The 15,787-nt window shown below is 73.8% G+C and carries 13 protein-coding genes and 1 pseudogene; 9 read left to right on the plus strand and 5 right to left on the minus strand.

Going from position 1 to position 15,787, the window contains the following annotated elements:
- Positions 1-9: 9 nt before the first annotated feature.
- The gene (locus AB0F01_RS24125; RefSeq protein ID WP_362099376.1) at positions 10-948 is read right to left on the minus strand and encodes an endonuclease/exonuclease/phosphatase family protein; all 939 of its coding nucleotides are present in this window, start codon (positions 946-948) and stop codon (positions 10-12) included.
- Positions 949-1,226: 278 nt separating this feature from the next.
- On the opposite strand from AB0F01_RS24125, the gene AB0F01_RS24130 reads away from it, so the two are divergent.
- The 4 genes from AB0F01_RS24130 to AB0F01_RS24145 all read left to right on the plus strand — a co-directional run bounded on the left by AB0F01_RS24130 (position 1,227) and on the right by AB0F01_RS24145 (position 5,161).
- The gene (locus AB0F01_RS24130; RefSeq protein ID WP_362099378.1) at positions 1,227-2,558 is read left to right on the plus strand and encodes an aldolase/citrate lyase family protein; all 1,332 of its coding nucleotides are present in this window, start codon (positions 1,227-1,229) and stop codon (positions 2,556-2,558) included.
- A 104-nt stretch (positions 2,559-2,662) separates the two neighbouring features.
- Positions 2,663-3,160 (plus strand): DUF2975 domain-containing protein, encoded by a 498-nt coding sequence (locus tag AB0F01_RS24135; RefSeq protein ID WP_362099429.1) that lies wholly within the window; start codon positions 2,663-2,665, stop codon positions 3,158-3,160.
- Positions 3,160-3,408, plus strand: a complete 249-nt coding sequence (locus tag AB0F01_RS24140; protein WP_362099381.1) for a helix-turn-helix transcriptional regulator — start codon at positions 3,160-3,162, stop codon at positions 3,406-3,408. The genes AB0F01_RS24135 and AB0F01_RS24140 overlap by 1 nt, the downstream gene beginning before the upstream one ends.
- Before the next feature lie 49 nt (positions 3,409-3,457).
- Positions 3,458-5,161, plus strand: coding sequence for a serine/threonine-protein kinase (locus tag AB0F01_RS24145; protein WP_362099384.1), 1,704 nt, complete (start codon positions 3,458-3,460; stop codon positions 5,159-5,161).
- On the opposite strand, the gene AB0F01_RS24150 is transcribed toward AB0F01_RS24145, so the two are convergent.
- Positions 5,107-5,901: a hypothetical protein gene (locus AB0F01_RS24150; RefSeq protein WP_362099387.1), complete on the minus strand. Its 795-nt coding sequence runs from the start codon at positions 5,899-5,901 to the stop codon at positions 5,107-5,109. The two genes, AB0F01_RS24145 and AB0F01_RS24150, sit on opposite strands and share 55 nt — an antisense overlap.
- Positions 5,902-5,916: 15 nt before the next feature.
- Entirely contained in the window at positions 5,917-7,011 is a 1,095-nt protein-coding gene (locus AB0F01_RS24155; RefSeq protein WP_362099389.1) for a LacI family DNA-binding transcriptional regulator, read from the minus strand.
- Between the two features lie 220 nt (positions 7,012-7,231).
- Here AB0F01_RS24155 and AB0F01_RS24160 point away from each other — a divergent pair, with 220 nt between their 5' ends.
- The 3 genes from AB0F01_RS24160 to AB0F01_RS24170 all read left to right on the plus strand — a co-directional run bounded on the left by AB0F01_RS24160 (position 7,232) and on the right by AB0F01_RS24170 (position 9,831).
- The gene (locus AB0F01_RS24160; protein ID WP_362099391.1) at positions 7,232-8,203 is read left to right on the plus strand and encodes an ROK family protein; all 972 of its coding nucleotides are present in this window, start codon (positions 7,232-7,234) and stop codon (positions 8,201-8,203) included.
- 247 nt (positions 8,204-8,450) lie between these two features.
- Entirely contained in the window at positions 8,451-8,645 is a 195-nt protein-coding gene (locus tag AB0F01_RS24165) for a hypothetical protein (RefSeq protein ID WP_362099394.1), read from the plus strand.
- 142 nt (positions 8,646-8,787) lie between these two features.
- Entirely contained in the window at positions 8,788-9,831 is a 1,044-nt protein-coding gene (locus AB0F01_RS24170) for an NUDIX domain-containing protein (RefSeq protein ID WP_362099396.1), read from the plus strand.
- A gap of 695 nt (positions 9,832-10,526) precedes the next feature.
- Here the strand turns inward: AB0F01_RS24170 and AB0F01_RS24175 are convergent.
- The gene (locus tag AB0F01_RS24175) at positions 10,527-11,888 is read right to left on the minus strand and encodes a dipeptidase (protein ID WP_362099399.1); all 1,362 of its coding nucleotides are present in this window, start codon (positions 11,886-11,888) and stop codon (positions 10,527-10,529) included.
- Between the two features lie 213 nt (positions 11,889-12,101).
- Here AB0F01_RS24175 and AB0F01_RS24180 point away from each other — a divergent pair, with 213 nt between their 5' ends.
- Positions 12,102-13,358 carry a geranylgeranyl reductase family protein gene (locus tag AB0F01_RS24180; RefSeq protein WP_362099402.1) on the plus strand — a complete coding sequence of 419 codons (1,257 nt, stop codon included), beginning with the start codon at positions 12,102-12,104 and terminating at the stop codon, positions 13,356-13,358.
- Positions 13,359-13,707: 349 nt separating this feature from the next.
- On the opposite strand, the gene AB0F01_RS24185 is transcribed toward AB0F01_RS24180, so the two are convergent.
- The gene (locus AB0F01_RS24185; protein ID WP_362099405.1) at positions 13,708-14,172 is read right to left on the minus strand and encodes a nitroreductase family deazaflavin-dependent oxidoreductase; all 465 of its coding nucleotides are present in this window, start codon (positions 14,170-14,172) and stop codon (positions 13,708-13,710) included.
- 675 nt (positions 14,173-14,847) lie between these two features.
- Here AB0F01_RS24185 and AB0F01_RS24190 point away from each other — a divergent pair.
- A pseudogene (locus AB0F01_RS24190) lies at positions 14,848-15,677 on the plus strand (IS5 family transposase).
- The last annotated feature ends 110 nt before the right edge of the window (positions 15,678-15,787 follow it).

A 15,787-nucleotide genomic window follows, 5' to 3' on the forward strand; every position in this document is an offset into this window, starting at 1 on the left:
ACGAGGCCCTCACGACCCCCCGCCGGTCGTGGGGGCCTCGGCGCGTGGCAGGGTCAGGGACGCCTGGACCGGGAGGTGGTCGCTGGGGAACTGCCCGCGCGGAGCGAAGGTGTTGAGCCGCGCGTGGTGCACCCGCACGCCGGGCGTGGTCAGGATCCAGTCGATGCGGTCGCCGTCCGGCACCAGCGGACGGTAGCCGTGGAACGTCGCGTACGACGGCCCGCGCCGCTCCGCCGCGTCCCAGGTGTCGACCAGCCCCGCCCGCAGCAGTGTGCCGTGGACGGTGCCGCGGTGCGCGGCGGCGTTGAAGTCCCCGGTCACGATCACCGGCTGCGAGCGGGCCAGGGCGGTGACGCGGGCGGCGATCAGGGCGGCGGACCGCTCGCGGGCGGACCGGCGTGCGTTGTCCAGGTGGGTGTTGAGCACGCACAGCTGCCGGCCGCCCTCCCCCAGGTCGCGGAAGCGGACCCAGGTGACCATGCGGAGGTGGGCGTTCCCCCAGGTGTTGGAGGCGATCACGTCCGGGGTGTCGGACAGCCAGAAGTGGTCGTACTCCACCGGGGCGAGCCGGCGCGTGTCGTAGAGGACGGCCATGAACTCGTCGCGGCTGCCGCCCGCCCGGCCCGTGCCGATCCAGTCGTAGGCGGGACCCAGGTCCGCCGCGATGTCGCGCAGCTGTCCGTACAGACCCTCCTGGGTGCCGATGACGTGCGGGCGCTCGTCGCGCAGGAGCCGGCGCATCACGGGTCTGCGCCGGGACCAGCTGTGGGGCTCCGCGGGGCTCGCGAACCGCAGGTTGAAGGACATCACCTCCAGCGGACGGCGCGCGCCCTGCTCGGCCGCGACCGGTGCGGGGGACAGTGCTGTACTGGAGAGCGGCAGGGCGACGGAGGCGGCGAGTGCGGTCTTCAGCCCGAGGCGGCGCGGGACGCGGACGTGGTGCGGCACGGGTGCTCCTTCGGCGCGGTGGGCGGCTCGGTGCTGGGGCGTGCGGGAGGCTTCCGGGTGGCTCGTGCGCGGGGCGGTGCGGGACGAGGTGGTGGACCGTTCTCGGGACGACGGTGCCAGAAAGTCGTGAACATGCCGAGGTCGAGGAGCGGAACACCCTCGGCGAAGGTGTTGACCCCGCGATCGACCGCCGGATAACTTCGTTCTGCGGATTGTTGATTCCGTATCGTGGAATTTCGCGGAATGTCGGTGTGCGGGTCACTGCGAAGGGGTGCCGGATGGGCCAGGGTCAGCAGGAGCGGGTGGCGACGAGTCTCGCGGCGGCCGTCGGCGAGGAGGTCGGGGCCTTCCTCGCGCCGGTCGACGCCGAACTGGAACGCCGCTACCCCGGCGACCCGGGCACCCGTCAGCCCGTCCACACCGTCTACGTCCCCGGCGAGGACTTCGCCGCCGACACCCCCCGCGTGTGGGGCGACCGCGCCCTCACCCTGCTCGACGACCACGCCCCGGACGCCGCCGCCTTCGCCGCCGCCCTCGGGCTGGAGCCGGCCCTGGCCGAGGACGTCCACGACCGGGTCCGGGCCAAGCTGGAGCGCGAGCCGGTCGAGGACCTGCGCGTCGACTTCGAGGACGGCTACGGGGGCCGCACCGACGCCGAGGAGGACGAGCACGCCGCCCGCGCCGCGCGCCTCATCGCCGCGGGCCACGCCCGGGGCGCCGGCCGGCCGCCCGCCGGGAACGGCACCCCCGCCCCGTACGCGGGCATCCGGATGAAGTGTCTGGAGGCCGCCGTGCGCGACCGCGGCATCCGCACGCTCGACATCTTCCTCACCGGCCTGATGGCCGCCGGCCGCCTGCCCGACGGCCTGCTGCTCACCCTGCCCAAGGTGACCTACCCGGAGCAGGTCACGGCCATGGTGCGGCTCCTGGAGGCGTTCGAGAAGGAGCACGGCCTGCCCCCCGGCCGGATCGGCTTCGAGATCCAGATCGAGACCAGCCAGTCCATCCTCGCCGCCGACGGCACCGCCACGGTCGCCCGCATGATCGACGCCGCCGGGGGTCGCGCCACCGGCCTGCACTACGGCACCTTCGACTACAGCGCCTGCCTCGGCGTCTCCGCCGCCCACCAGGCCAGTGACCATCCGGCCGCCGACCACGCCAAGGCCGTCATGCAGGTCGCCGCCGCGGGCACCGGCGTCCGCGTCTCGGACGGCTCCACCAACGTCCTGCCGGTGGGCCCCCGCGAGCAGGTGCACGCCGCCTGGCGCCTGCACTACGGCCTCACCCGGCGTGCCCTGGCCCGCGCCTACTACCAGGGCTGGGACATGCACCCCGGTCACCTGCCGACCCGGTACGCCGCCGTCTTCGCCTTCTACCGCGAGGGCTGCGCCCGGGCCGCCGCCCGGCTCGCCCGCTACGCCGACCGGGCCGGCGGCGACGTGATGGACGAACCGGCCACCGCCAAGGCCCTCGCCGGGTACCTGCTGCGCGGCCTCGACTGCGGCGCCCTGGACCCGGCCGAGGCGGCGGGACCGGCCGGTCTGACCCGCGCCGACCTGGAGCACTTCGCCGGCCCCCGGCGCGGTGACCTGACCGCCTCCGCCCGCTGACCCTCGGGCCGCCCTCGTACCCGGCCACCCTCCGTGGGCCTCACGCTTGTTCCTCCTATCGAAAAACGATAGATTCCCATCGTCGCTCGATGGAAGGGGACGTGATGGGACAGGTGACGGTGTTCGCGCTCCGTGCCGTACTGACGGCACTGCTGCTGGGATCGGTGGGAGTGCAGGGCCTGCTGGTACCGCTGCTGGCGAACGACCTGGAGGGACTGAACGAGCAGTACGCGCACCTGCGCCTGCCCCTGCTGCTGATCGTGCTGCTGGGCGTGGTCTCGGCCCAGGTGGTGCTGGTCTGCGTCTGGCGGCTGGTCACCATGGTCCGGCGCGGCACCGTGTTCAGCCACGCCGCGTTCCGCTACGTGCACGTCGTGATCGGCGCGTTCGTGGCCGCCGCCCTGCTGGTGTTCGCCCTGGGCACGCTCCTCGCGCCCGGTGAGGCCGTCGCGCCCGGCATCGTGCTGCTGATCGGAGGGGCCGGCCTGGCCGTGCTCGGCGTGGCGCTCGTCGTCCTGGTCCTGCGGATGCTGCTCGCCCAGGCCGTGGCCCGGGACCTCGAGGCGGCACGGATGCGGGACGAACTCGCCGAGGTGATCTGATGCCGATCGTCGTCGACATCGACGTCATGCTGGCCCGGCGCAAGATGTCCGTGGGCGAACTCGCCGAGCGCGTCGGCATCACCCCCGCCAACCTGGCCGTCCTGAAGAACGGCCGCGCCAAGGCCGTGCGCTTCACCACCCTCGCCGCGCTCTGCGAGGTCCTCCGGTGCCAGCCCGGCGACCTGTTGCGCTGGGAGCCCGACCCGGACCCGACGCCCGAGTCCATGGCCGCCTCCGAAGCCCTCTAGGCTGTACGCCACACACGGGGTGGCGGGTCTCAACAGGAATGGGGCAGCGGTGTCGGCGGGGGACGAGGGGCGGCCGGACGGGACCGGGCGGCTGCTGGCGGGACGGTATCGGGTCGTACGGCAGCTGGGGCGCGGCGGCATGGGAGTCGTCTGGCAGGCGCGCGACGAGGTCCTCGGCCGTGAGGTGGCCGTCAAGGAACTGCGCACCTACACCGACGCCGCCGGCCCCGAACTGACCGAGCTGGGGCTGCGGATGCGCCGCGAGGCCCGGGCGGCGGCCCGGGTGCGCCACCCGGCCGTCATCGCCGTGCACGACGTCGCCGAGGTCGACGGCCGGCCGCTGATCGTCATGGAGCTGGTCGACGGACCCTCCCTCGACGACGTGCTCCGCGAGCGCGGCACCCTGCAGCCGCCGGAGGCGGCCCGGATCGGCGCGGAGGTCATGGACGCGTTGGCCGCCGCCCACCGCGCGGGGGTGGTGCACCGGGACGTCAAGCCCGGCAACATCCTCCTCGACCGCTCCGGCCGCATCGTGCTCACCGACTTCGGCATCGCCACCATGGAGGACCCGGGCGACGGCTCGGCCACCCACCTCACCCGCAGCGGCGAACTCGTCGGCTCCCTCGACTACCTGGCCCCCGAACGGGCCCGCGGCGCCGAGCCGGGCCCCGCCTCGGACGTGTGGGCCCTCGGCGCCACCCTGTACGCGGCCGTCGAGGGCACCGCGCCCTTCCGCCGCACCTCCGCCTTCTCCACCCTCACCGCCATCGTGGCGGACCCGCTGCCCGAGCCCGGCCGCGCCGGTCCGCTCGCTCCCGTCCTGCACCGGCTGATGGAGAAGGCCCCCGACGCCCGCCCCGGGGCCGAGGAGGCGTGCGACCTGCTGCGGTCGGTCGCGGGCACCGCCGGCCCGGACGCCGTGGCCGTCCCGGCCCCGACGGCATCCCCGCACCGGCCCTCCGCCCCTACCGAGCGCACCGAGACAGCACTCGACGTACCGGCCACCGGCGCGGCCCGCACGCCCCCGCCGCCCGCACTGCCCCCGCCCGCACGGCCCCCGTCCGGTCCGCCGCAGGCCCGGGACCGGAGCCCCGGGGCCGCCGCCCCGGCACCGCCCGGACGGCGGCCACGGCAGGGCCGCCTGCTGCTCGCCGCCGTGGCGGCGGTCGTCGTCCTGGCCACCGCCGGCATCACCGTCGCCCTGGTCGGCCTCCCGGGCGGCGGCCGGGCGGACGCGCGCACCGATGTCACCGCCCCCGGGCCCGGCCGCACCGGAACCGATCCGCTGCGCACCCCCGAGGCGGCCGCGGACAGCGGCGACGAAGGCGACGGCGACGACGGCGACGACGGCGGGAGGAGCAGCGAGCGCCCGGTCCGGGACAGCGCAACCCCCACCGAACCCACCGCCCCCGCGACACCGGCGCCGACCGCGACCGGACCGTCCTCCGGCGAGGTGCCGGGCGCGGAAGCGCCGGCCTGCCACGCCATCGGCGGCGGCCGGTACAACTGCCACGTCGGACGCACCACCGCCTCCTACACCGCCACCGGCATCCGCAAGGGCGTCCTCAAGGAGGGCACCAACTACTTCTACTGCCAGCAGAACCTCGGCCGCCGCGAGACCTACCGCAAGTGGACCAACGTCTGGTGGGCCCGGACGGACGACGACAGCGGCAACAAGGACGTCTGGGTCAGCGTCGTCTACATGCGAGGCGGCGCCAACGACGGACCGGTCCCCGGACTCCCCGTCTGCTGACCGGCGAGGTACCGCTCCAGGCCGGAGTGCGTCACCCGCTTCTCCTCGGCGAACAACCGCGTGCCCCGCGCCCGCAGCCGCCGGTCGGCACGGGCCCGGGCGCAGAACTCCTCCGCGGTGGCGCCGAACAGCTCCCGCAACGCCGGGGAGCCGACGAGCAGTTCGGTGAGCAGCTCCCGCTGCCCGGGGTGGACGCGCGGCACGCCGGTGCCGTCGTGCAGGACGCCGTGACGGTTGACGTAGGCGTACGCCCACGGCAGTGAGGTCCCGTCGGCGAGGTCGACGCGCACGGCGGGAGCGGGCAGCAGGGCGCGGGCGAAGTTGCCGTCCCTCCGGTGGGCGCCCTCGCTGGCGTCGACGGCGGCGAGCTGGCCCGGGTCCAGCCACAGCACGAACAACTCCCGTACCGTCCCCGGGGACGCGACCGGCGACGCGGACACGTACCCCGCGCGGCTGACGTGCGCCGACACACCCACGTCGACGCCCGTCACCCGCGCCCGCACCATCGGGACCGGTGTCACGATCCCCGACTCGGCCATCTTGTGGCGCAGTTGGCCCGGGCAGGCGTTGGATCCGACGGCGAGGACGGGCTCCCGGTCCGGGTGCGCCAGGTTCTCCAGCGGCAGCAGCCGGTCCCCGTCCAGGAGCCCCGAGTCGGCCGGCCAGGCACCCGGGTACAGCAGCGGATCCTCGCGCGGGACTCCGGCGAGCCCCAACGCCTCCAGGGTGCGGTCCTCCATCGCGGGCGCCGCCGCTCAGTCCGCCGGCGCCAGCTCGCCCGAGCCGCGGGTGATCAGCCGGGTCGGCAGCACGATGCGTTCGGGGAAGGGCAGGGCGCCGTCCAGCCGGCGGAACAGCCGCTCGGCGGCGGTCCGGCCGAGGGCCGCCGCGTCCTGTGCCACGACGGTGACGCCCGGCCGGAGCAGATCGCCGAGTTCGATGTCGTCGAACCCGACCAGCGCCACCCGGCGCTCCTGCTCGGCCAGCACCCGGATCACGGTGACCGCCACCCGGTTGTTGCCCGCGAAGACGGCGGTGACCGGGTCGGGCCCCCGCAGCATCTCCTCGGCCGCCCGGCGCACCCGCTCCGGGTCGGTGACGCCCAGCGACATCCACGACGGCGCCACCGGTATGCCCGCGTCCTCCATCGCGGCCCGGTAGCCGCGCAGCCGCTCGGCCGCCGTGTGGATGCGGGGCATGTCGCCGATGAACCCGATCCTGCGGTGCCCGTGCGCGATGAGGTGGGCGACACCGTCGCGGGCACCGCCGAAGTTGTCCGACACCACCACGTCCGCGTCGATCCGGCCGGCCGGACGGTCCACGAACACCGTGGCCACCCCCGCCCTGATCTCCGGCTCCAGGTACCGGTGGTCGTCACCGGCCGGGATGACCACCAGGCCGTCCACCCGGCGCGCGCACAGGGCCAGCACCAGTTCCTGCTCGCGCTCGGAGTCCTCCGCGCTGGACCCGTTGATCAGCAGGGCGCCGTGGGCGCGGGCCACCTCCTCCACCGCCCGGCTCAGCGGTCCGTAGAACGGGTCGGCGAGGTCCTCCAGCACCAGCCCGATGCTGGCGGTGCGGCCCTTGCGCAGCACCCGCGCGCTGTCGTTGCGGCGGAACCCCAGTGCCTCGATGGCCTCCTGCACCCGGCGTTCGGTCTCCGCGGTGACGCCCGGCTCGCCGTTGACCACCCGCGAGACCGTCTTCAGTCCGACCCCGGCGCGGGCGGCCACGTCCTTCATCGTCGGACGGTTTCCGTAGCGGGCCCCGGGGAGGCGGTGGGTGCGGCGGTGCGTGTCCGGCACGGTGCGGTGTCCTGTCCTGTCGTCCACGGGGGTGTGTACGTCCATGGGGTTGTATGAGGATGTGGCGTCGAGCATAGAACCTGGACAACGTTGTCACGGTCGGGAGACACTGTCCACCGTGCACTCCGGCCCGTACCCCACCGCGAGACCGGGTTGTGATGCGTCCCGTGTGTACCCTTCGGCCGCACATGGGACCGGCTCGGTATTTATCCCATGATGTGTGTCTCATGATTTGTCTCACGGTTGACGGGGAGTTCCGACACTGATGCACACCGACCTCGTGGCCGCGCTCGACATCGGCGGCACCAAGATCGCCGGGGCACTGGTGAACGGCCGGGGCGGCCTGCTGGTCCGCGCTCAGCGTCCCACTCCCGCACGGCAGGACGGCGGCACCGTCATGCGCGCGGTCGAGGAGGTGCTCGGAGAGCTCACCGCGTCCCCGCTCTGGCCCGGAGTCACCGCCGTGGGCATCGGCAGCGCGGGCCCGGTGGACGCCTCCGCCGGCACCGTGAGCCCGGTGAACGTGCCCGGCTGGCGGGACTTCCCGCTGGTGGCCCGCGTCCGTGCGGTGACCGGGGACCTGCCGGTGGAACTCATCGGCGACGGGGTGGCCATCGCGGCGGCCGAACACTGGCAGGGTGCCGCCCGCGGTCACGACAACGCCCTGTGCATGGTCGTCTCGACCGGGGTCGGCGGCGGGCTGGTCCTCGGCGGGCGGCTCCACCCCGGCCCCACCGGCAACGCCGGTCACATCGGCCACATCAGCGTCGACCTCGACGGCGACCTGTGCCCCTGCGGCGCCCGCGGATGCGTGGAGCGCCTGGCCAGCGGCCCCAACATCGCCCGCCGGGCCCTGGAGAACGGCTGGCAACCCGGCCCCGACGGCGACACCTCCGCCGCCGCGGTGGCCGCCGCCGCCCGGGCCGGTGACCCCGTGGCCGTGGCGTCCTTCGACCGGGCCGCCCGGGCCCTGGCCGCCGGTATCGCCGCCACCGCCACGCTCGTGGAGATCGACATCGCGGTGATCGGCGGGGGAGTGGCCAAGTCCGGCGAGGTCCTGCTCGCCCCGCTGCGCCGGGCACTGGCCGAGTACGCGACCCTCTCCTTCGTCCAGCGGCTCGCGGTCGCCCCGGCCCGCATGGGCACCGACGCCGGCCTCGTGGGCGCCGCGGCGGCGGCCCTGGCCCGGCGGGAGGACCCGGCGGTCGCGGGGGTCGCTGGGGTCGCTGGGGTGTGACGGCCGGGCCCGGTGCCGTGCGGGCCGCGCCCGACGGGGGACGCGCGGCGGGGCGACCGCCGGGCGGACGAGGGCGCGAACTGCCGAGCCGAGGGCCGGTTTCTGCCCCCCGCCGGGCCGGGGGCGTGGGTGTCCCGGGGCGCGTTCGGCGCGCGCCGGGGACGTCCGAGGGGCGCGCGCGAGTTCGACTTCGACCGATTCACGTCCGGGGCGTGACCCCGATGCGGTCTCGGCAGTTGAGCGGGGCATGAAGAAGCGCAGCATGCTCGCCATCGCCTCCCTGGCCACCGGTTTCGTCGTCGCGGCCGTCACGCCGTCCCACGCCCTCGGCGAGGACCTCGCCGGTGTCAGCGTCGACGACACCCTCGGCTCCCTCGACCAGGTGGCCGTCGCCTCGGACAGCCTGGCCCCCGCCGGTGACCTGGCGCAGGGCGACGACTGACGGCCCCCGGCCGGACGGCGCGGCGCCGGTGCCCTCACGCGAGGGCACCGGCGCCGTCGTTTCGCCGTTCTGAGCCCGAACTGGTTTCCGTGGCAGGGTGGAGCGGGCAAGCCACAGGGGGCCAACCGAAGAGGGGGAAACCGTGATCGTCTGGGTCAACGGTGCGTTCGGTGCGGGGAAGACCACCACCGCACGGGAACTGATCGAACTGATCCCGAACAGCACGCTTTTCGACCCCGAGGTCATCGGCGGGGCGCTGGGTCACCTGCTCCCGCCCAAGCACCTCGCGGAGGTGGGCGACTACCAGGACCTCCCGATCTGGCGGCGCCTGGTGATCGACACGGCGGCGGCCATGCTCGCGGAACTCGGCGGAACCCTCGTCATCCCCATGACCCTGCTGCGCCAGGACTACCGCGACGAGATCTTCGGCGGCCTCGCGGCCCGCCGCATCGCGGTGCGGCACGTGCTCCTCGCCCCGGCGGAAACGATCCTGCGCGAACGCATAGCGGGCCGGGAGATACCCGCGGGTCTTCCGGACGGCGAGTTGCGGGTCCGCCAGTGGTCCTACGACCACATCGAGCCGTACCGCGGCGCCCTCGCCTCCTGGCTCACCGCCGACGCCTACCCGGTCGACAACAGCGCGCTGAGCCCGTACGACACCGCCGTACGCATCGCCGAGGCCGTCGCCGCCGGATCGGTGCGCGCCTGCGACATCGTGCAGACCCCGGAACCCACCGCCGAGACGGTCGCCGCCGGCGTCCTGCTCTTCGACGAGCACGACCGCGTCCTGCTCGTCGACCCCACCTACAAACCCGGCTGGGAGTTCCCCGGTGGGGTCGTCGAACCCGGCGAGGCGCCGGCGCGCGCGGGCATGCGCGAGGTCGCCGAGGAGACCGGGATCAGCCTGGCCGAGGCACCGGCCCTGCTCGTCGTCGACTGGGAACCACCCGCACCGCCCGGCTACGGCGGCCTCCGGCTCCTCTTCGACGGCGGACGCCTCCCGGCCGCCGAAGCCGGCCGGCTGCTGCTGCCCGGCCCCGAACTGCGCGACTGGCGCTTCGCCTCCGAGGAGGAAGCGGCCGAACTCCTCCCCCCGGTGCGCTACGAACGCCTCCGCCGGGCCCTGCGGGCGCGGGAACGCGGCCGGGCCATGTACCTGGAGGCGGGCACACCGGTGGGCCGCTGACCTCTTGGGGGCCTGCTTACCTCGGTGGGCCGCTGAGCTCTTGGGGCCGCCTACCCGGCGGGCCGTCGACCGGTGGGTTGTCGACCGACGGGCTGCCGGCCGCGGTGGGCCGCCCGCCCGGCCGGATGACGCCGACGGTCCGCCGATCGGTGTCCGGGGCTCGGGAAGCGTCGGGGAAGCGCCGAGAGCGGGCCGAGCGGTGTGCGCAGGGTTGGGCCGGGCGGGGGGAGTGCTGGTCCCGGACGGATCTGCGGGCAGCGGGGGAGATTCGGGCGCGGATCGTTTCCGCCGCCAGGGCCGGGAGGCGCCGGACCCTGGCCGATCGGCCTGCGGAGGCGCCGGGAAGCGTCGGTCGGTCCCGGACCTGCGCGGTGGCAGCGTCGTCCCTGACCGGAGGGCGTGAGGGTCGGTCACCTGGTCACCTGGTCGCCAGGTCACTTGTGACCTGTGGCCTGTGACCTGGTGACTCGGCGACTTGCCGGCGGACCGGAGGAGGAGGCTTGGCCTCGGCCCTCACGCGGGACGTGATGCCGCCCCGGCGGGGGCTCGCTGCCCGCCGGGGACTGCCATGGGTCCGGGCCGGGGGTTGTACGGGCCCGGGCCGGGGCCGTCATGCGATCGGGCCGGGGGTCGTACGGGCCCGGGCCGGTGGCTGCATAGGCCCGGGGGGCGGCCCGGGCCCCGGTCGGACGGTGTCAGCTCGCGCCGGAGGCGTAGTTGCGCAGGAAGAGGGCCTCCGTGACCGACAGACGCTCCAGCTCCTCGGGGGAGACGCTCTCGTTCACCGCGTGGATCCGGGCCTCCGGCTCGCTCAGTCCGATCAGCAGGATCTCCGCCTGCGGATACAGGGCGGCCAGCGTGCTGCACAGCGGGATCGAGCCACCCTGGCCGGCCTGGCTCATCTCCTGCCCCGGGTAGGCGGCCGCCATCGCGTCGGCCATGGCCCGGTACGCCGGGCTGCCGGTGTCGGCCCGGAACGGCTGGCCCTGGCCGACCTGCTCGGTGCTCACCCGGGCACCCCACGGCGTGTGCGCCTCCAGGTGCGCCCGCAGCAGCTCGGTCGCCTCGGCCGCGTCCGTGCCCGGCGGCACCCGCAGGCTGATCAGCGCACCTGCGCTCGCCTGCACGGACGGGGTGGCGCCGACCACCGGCGGGCAGTCGATGCCGAGGACCGTGACCGCCGGGCGCGCCCAGATGCGGTCGGCGACCGTGCCCGAACCGATCAGCCGCACGCCGTCCAGCACGCCGGCGTCCTGCCGGAACTGCTCGTCGTCGTACTGCAATCCGTCCCACACCGCGTCACCGGTCAGCCCGTCCACGGTCGTGCTGCCGTCCTCCGCGCGCAGCGAGTCGAGCACCCTCACGAGGGCCGCCAGCGCGTCCGGCGCGGCGCCGCCGAACTGCCCCGAGTGCAGATTGCCCTCCAGAGTGTCGATCCGCAGCCGCACCAACGTCATCCCCCGCAGCATGGAGGTGACGGTGGGCAGACCCGGACGGAAGTTGCCCGAGTCGCCGATGACGATCGCGTCCGCCCGCAGCAGTTCGGGGTGTGCCTCGGCGTACCGCTCCAGGCCGCCGGTGCCCTGCTCCTCCGAGCCCTCGACGATCACCTTGACGTGTACCGGGACGCCGCCGTTCGCCTTCAGGGCGCGCAGGGCGAGCAGGTGCATGATGAGGCCGCCCTTGCAGTCGGCGGTACCGCGCCCGTACCAGCGGCCGTCCCGCTCGGTCAGTTCGAACGGCGGGGTGGTCCAGCCGGCGTCGTCCAGCGGCGGCTGCACGTCGTAGTGGGCGTACAGCAGCACGGTCCTGGCACCCTCGGGGCCGGGCAGGAAGCCGTACACGGACTGCGTGCCGTCCGGGGTGTCGAGCACCGCGACGTCCTGGAAGCCCTCGGCGGTCAGCGCGTCGACGATCCAGCGGGCGGCTCCCTCGCTCTCACTGCGCGGGAACTGGCCGAAGTCCGCCACCGATTGGAAGGCCACCAGTTCGGTGAGCTCCTCCTTCGCCCTCGGCATCAGCGAGGCGACGGTCGCGGCGACCGAATGCGACGACATGGGCACGCTCCTTGTGGGTGCGACGTTGTAAGGGTGTGAACTCCCCCGTGGCGGGGGAGGGCTCCCCGTACGAGCTGATCGTGCGGTGTGGGAGGCGTCCGGTGTACGGGCCACCCATGCCGTCGATCCTCCCACAGCGGCCCCTGGTGATCGTCGCCGTAGGATGCGGGGGTCAAGAGCGGCAGGCGGCTGGATCGGGAGCAGTAGACCATCGTGAGCAGCGAGAACTCTTCAGCGGACGACGTGCGGCAGGTGTGGGACGTCGTCGTGGTGGGCGCGGGACCCGCGGGGGCTTCGGCCGCCTACGCGGCGGCGGTCGCGGGACGGAGCGTGCTGTTGCTGGAGAAGGCGGAGCTGCCCCGCTACAAGACCTGCGGCGGCGGCATCATCGGCCCCACCCGTGACGCCCTCCCGCCCGGCTTCGACCTCCCCCTCAAGGACCGGGTCCACGCGGTCACCTTCTCCCACAACGGCCGCTTCAGCCGGACGCGGCGCTCCCGGCAGATGCTGTTCGGCCTGATCAACCGGCCCGAGTTCGACCAGCAGCTGGTGGAACACGCACAGAAGGCGGGTGCCGAACTGCGCACCGGCGCCACCGTGCAGCGGGTCGAGCAGCACGGCTCGGCCGTGCCCGACCGGCGCACGGTCGCCGTGGTCCTCCAGGGCGGCGACACCGTGCTCGCCCGGGCCGTCGTCGGCGCGGACGGCAGCGCCAGCCGGATAGGAGCCCACGTCGGCGTCAAGCTGGACCAGGTCGACCTGGGGCTGGAGGCCGAGATCCCCGTCCCGGACACCGTCGCCGAGGACTGGAAGGGCCGGGTGCTCATCGACTGGGGCCCCATGCCCGGCAGTTACGGCTGGGTCTTCCCCAAGGGGGACACCCTCACCGTCGGCGTGATCTCCCGACGGGGGGAGGGCGCCGCGACGAAGCGGTACCTGGAGGACTTCATCGGCCGTCTCGGCCTGGCCGGCTTCGAACCGAGCATCTCCTCCGGGCACCTGACCCGCTGCCGTGCCGACGACTCGCCGCTGTCCCGGGGGCGCGTGCTGGTGTGCGGGGACGCGGCCGGGATGCTGGAGCCGTGGACCCGTGAGGGCATCTCCTTCGCCCTGCGCTCCGGCCGGCTCGCGGGGGAGTGGGCGGTCCGGATCGCGGAGGCGCACGACGCCGTGGACACCCGGCGCCAGGCCCTGAACTACGCCTTCGCCGTCAAGGCGGGACTGGGCGTCGAGATGAGCGTGGGCAAGCGCATGCTCGCCGCCTTCGAACGACGCCCGGGCGTCTTCCACGCGGTCCTCACCGGTTTCCGCCCGGCCTGGAAGGCGTTCAAGGACATCACCCAGGGCTCGACGACTCTCGGCGAACTGGTCCGCACCCACCCCCTGGCACACCGTGCCCTGCTGGCCTTCGACCGTCGCCCGGCGGACGCCGACACGACGGAACGCAGGGTCGACGGTTCGGGGCAGTGAGTCTTCGGCGGAGGTACTTGCTGCGGTAAGGGCCCGATGCTTCCGGGGAGTTGATGCCGGCGGCGGGGGCGGCAGGGCCCGCAGGGGCGGTGGAGCACGGGCCTTCGCATCGCACCGGCCCGGACGGGCAGGGTGAGCTCTCCGCCGCGAGCTCCTGCCTGGTGTCTCGGGCTCCTGCCTGGTGCCCATCGGGCGACGTGGGTGGGGCGGGCGTTCGGCCCGACCGGTGCTCCGGCCGGCCGGAGCTCACCGGGGGGCCACGCGACGGGGGGCGGGGTCGGCGGAGTGAGCGGGTCGACGTGGTGAAGCGGCGAGGGTGCAGCAGTGAGGGTGCAGCGGGCGCTCGCTGTCAGCTCGTGAAGGTGATCCGGAAGACCGGGTGGTCCGGAGCGGTACGACGCAACTCGGCGTCGGAGGAGTCCGGGCCGACGCCCTTGAAGAAGGCACCGACCTCGGCCTTCCAGCGCTTGAGGTAGGCGCGCAGCAGCGGCGGCTTGTCGTCGTCGGCCACCTCGACGGCGGTGAAGGTGTCGACGCGCTTGCCCAGGCGCAGCTCCCCGCCGCCGGCCGCGCGCATGTTGTGGGTCCACTGGACGTGACCGCGGGCGGCGACGAGGTAGTGGGCCCCGTCCACCGTCAGCAAATTGACGGGCGTCGTCCGCCACTCGCCGGACTTGCGCCCCCGGACGGCGAGGATCCGGGAACCCCAGACGCCGAACCCGCGGCGGATCAGCCAGGCGACGGCGCGGTTGACGACACCCACGGTGAACCGGCCGGGCTTGACGACGTGCGGTGTGGGAGTGGGAGTGGACATGGGGGCCTCCTTGGACGGGGCGGGGCGGGTGGGACGGGGCGGGCTGAGGCACATACTGCTGCGAAGTGCTTTGGCGGCTTTAGGGCGGCCGGTGGTCCGCCGCACCGCCCTAAAGATTAGAGATCGGTGCTCACGTTTGCGAGCGGTGCTCTCGGTGTGGAAGTCAGTCTGCATGAGGTCACCGCTCGAAAGCAAGAGCACTGCTCTTGTTTGTGTGCGCTGCTCTTGCCGGAGGGGGTTACCCGTATGCGCGCCCGGCCCGGTCGGGACCGGAGCCCGAGGCCCCATCACCGCAGTGAGCGTCCCGGGAGTCAAGGCAACCGACACCCCGCGCACGGCCCGCGCGGCGGAAGGGCCGCGTCCGTAATCACGGTGCAGGTCCTCTGCCAGGGCGGTCATGCCCGTCCCGGTCCCGGTTTCCGGTCTCCGTCTCCGTCTCCGTCATGTCCTCATCCTCGGCGGGCAGAGCGCGGCGATCGATCGTGCCCGCCCCCGAATCGGATGTCCGGAAAACCGCACCCCGGCCGCCGGCCGCCGGCGGACGACCGAGCAGGCTGCCGGGGGCACGCACGCGCAAGTGAACGCCGCTGTGGGTGACTGAGGTCCGGGTCCGGGCCTGGGTCCGGGGCCGCTAGGGCGTGTCCGGAAAGTCAGTGGCTCGTTGCTCCGGTTGTGGTGCGTCGACATGAACTGACGGATGAGTCGTGGGCGTTGATCGCTCCGTTGCTGGCGCCGGGCCGGATGGGCAGGCCCGTGCGGGACCGGCGCCAGGTCGTCAACGGGATCCTGTGGAAGCTGTCCACCGGTGCCGCCTGGCGTGACCTGCCCGATCGCTACGGCCCGTGGAAGACGGTCTACGAACGGTTTCGGCACTGGTCCGCCGACGGCACCTGGGACCGGCTGCTAGCCCATGTCCAGCAGCACTGCGACGCCGTCGGGACCGTGGACTGGTCGGTCGTCTGCGTGGACTCGACGACTGTCCGAGCCCATCAGCACGCGGCCGGGGCCCGAAAAGGGGGCCCTGGGAAGGTGAGGCGCTCGGCCGGTCACGCGGCGGGCTGACCAGCAAGATCCACCTGGCCTGCGACGGTCAGGGCCGGCCGCTCGCGTTCACCCTGACCGGCGGGAACGTCAACGACTGCACCCAGTTCGAAGCGGTCATGGACCGGATCAAGGTCGCCCGGCCGGGTCCGGGCAGGCCCCGGACCCGGCCCGACCGCGTGGTCGCGGACAAGGGCTACTCCGCGCGGAAGATCCGCGCCTACCTGCGGCGACGCGGAATCGCCTGCACGATCCCGGAGCGGATCGACCAGATCAACGGACGCATCCGCCGCGGCGAGGCCCGCTGCCGCCTCGACAAGGCTGCCTACCGGCGGCGCAACGTGGTCGAACGGTGCTTCAGCCGGCTCAAGCAGAACCGGGCCCTGGCCACCCGCTACGACAAACGAGCCGCCCACTTCCAAGCCATGGTCACCCTCGCCTGCCTCCGACTCTGGCTCCCATGACTTTCCGGACACCCCCTAGGGTCTGTCGTCAAATGATCTTCGATCGGGGATCATGGTCGGGTGATACGTCGCCATGAACTGTCCGATGCCGAGTGGGCCTTCGTGCAGCC

It is taken from the genome of Streptomyces sp. NPDC029526 (genome assembly GCF_040637405.1).
Classification (GTDB): Bacteria; Actinomycetota; Actinomycetes; order Streptomycetales; family Streptomycetaceae; genus Streptomyces.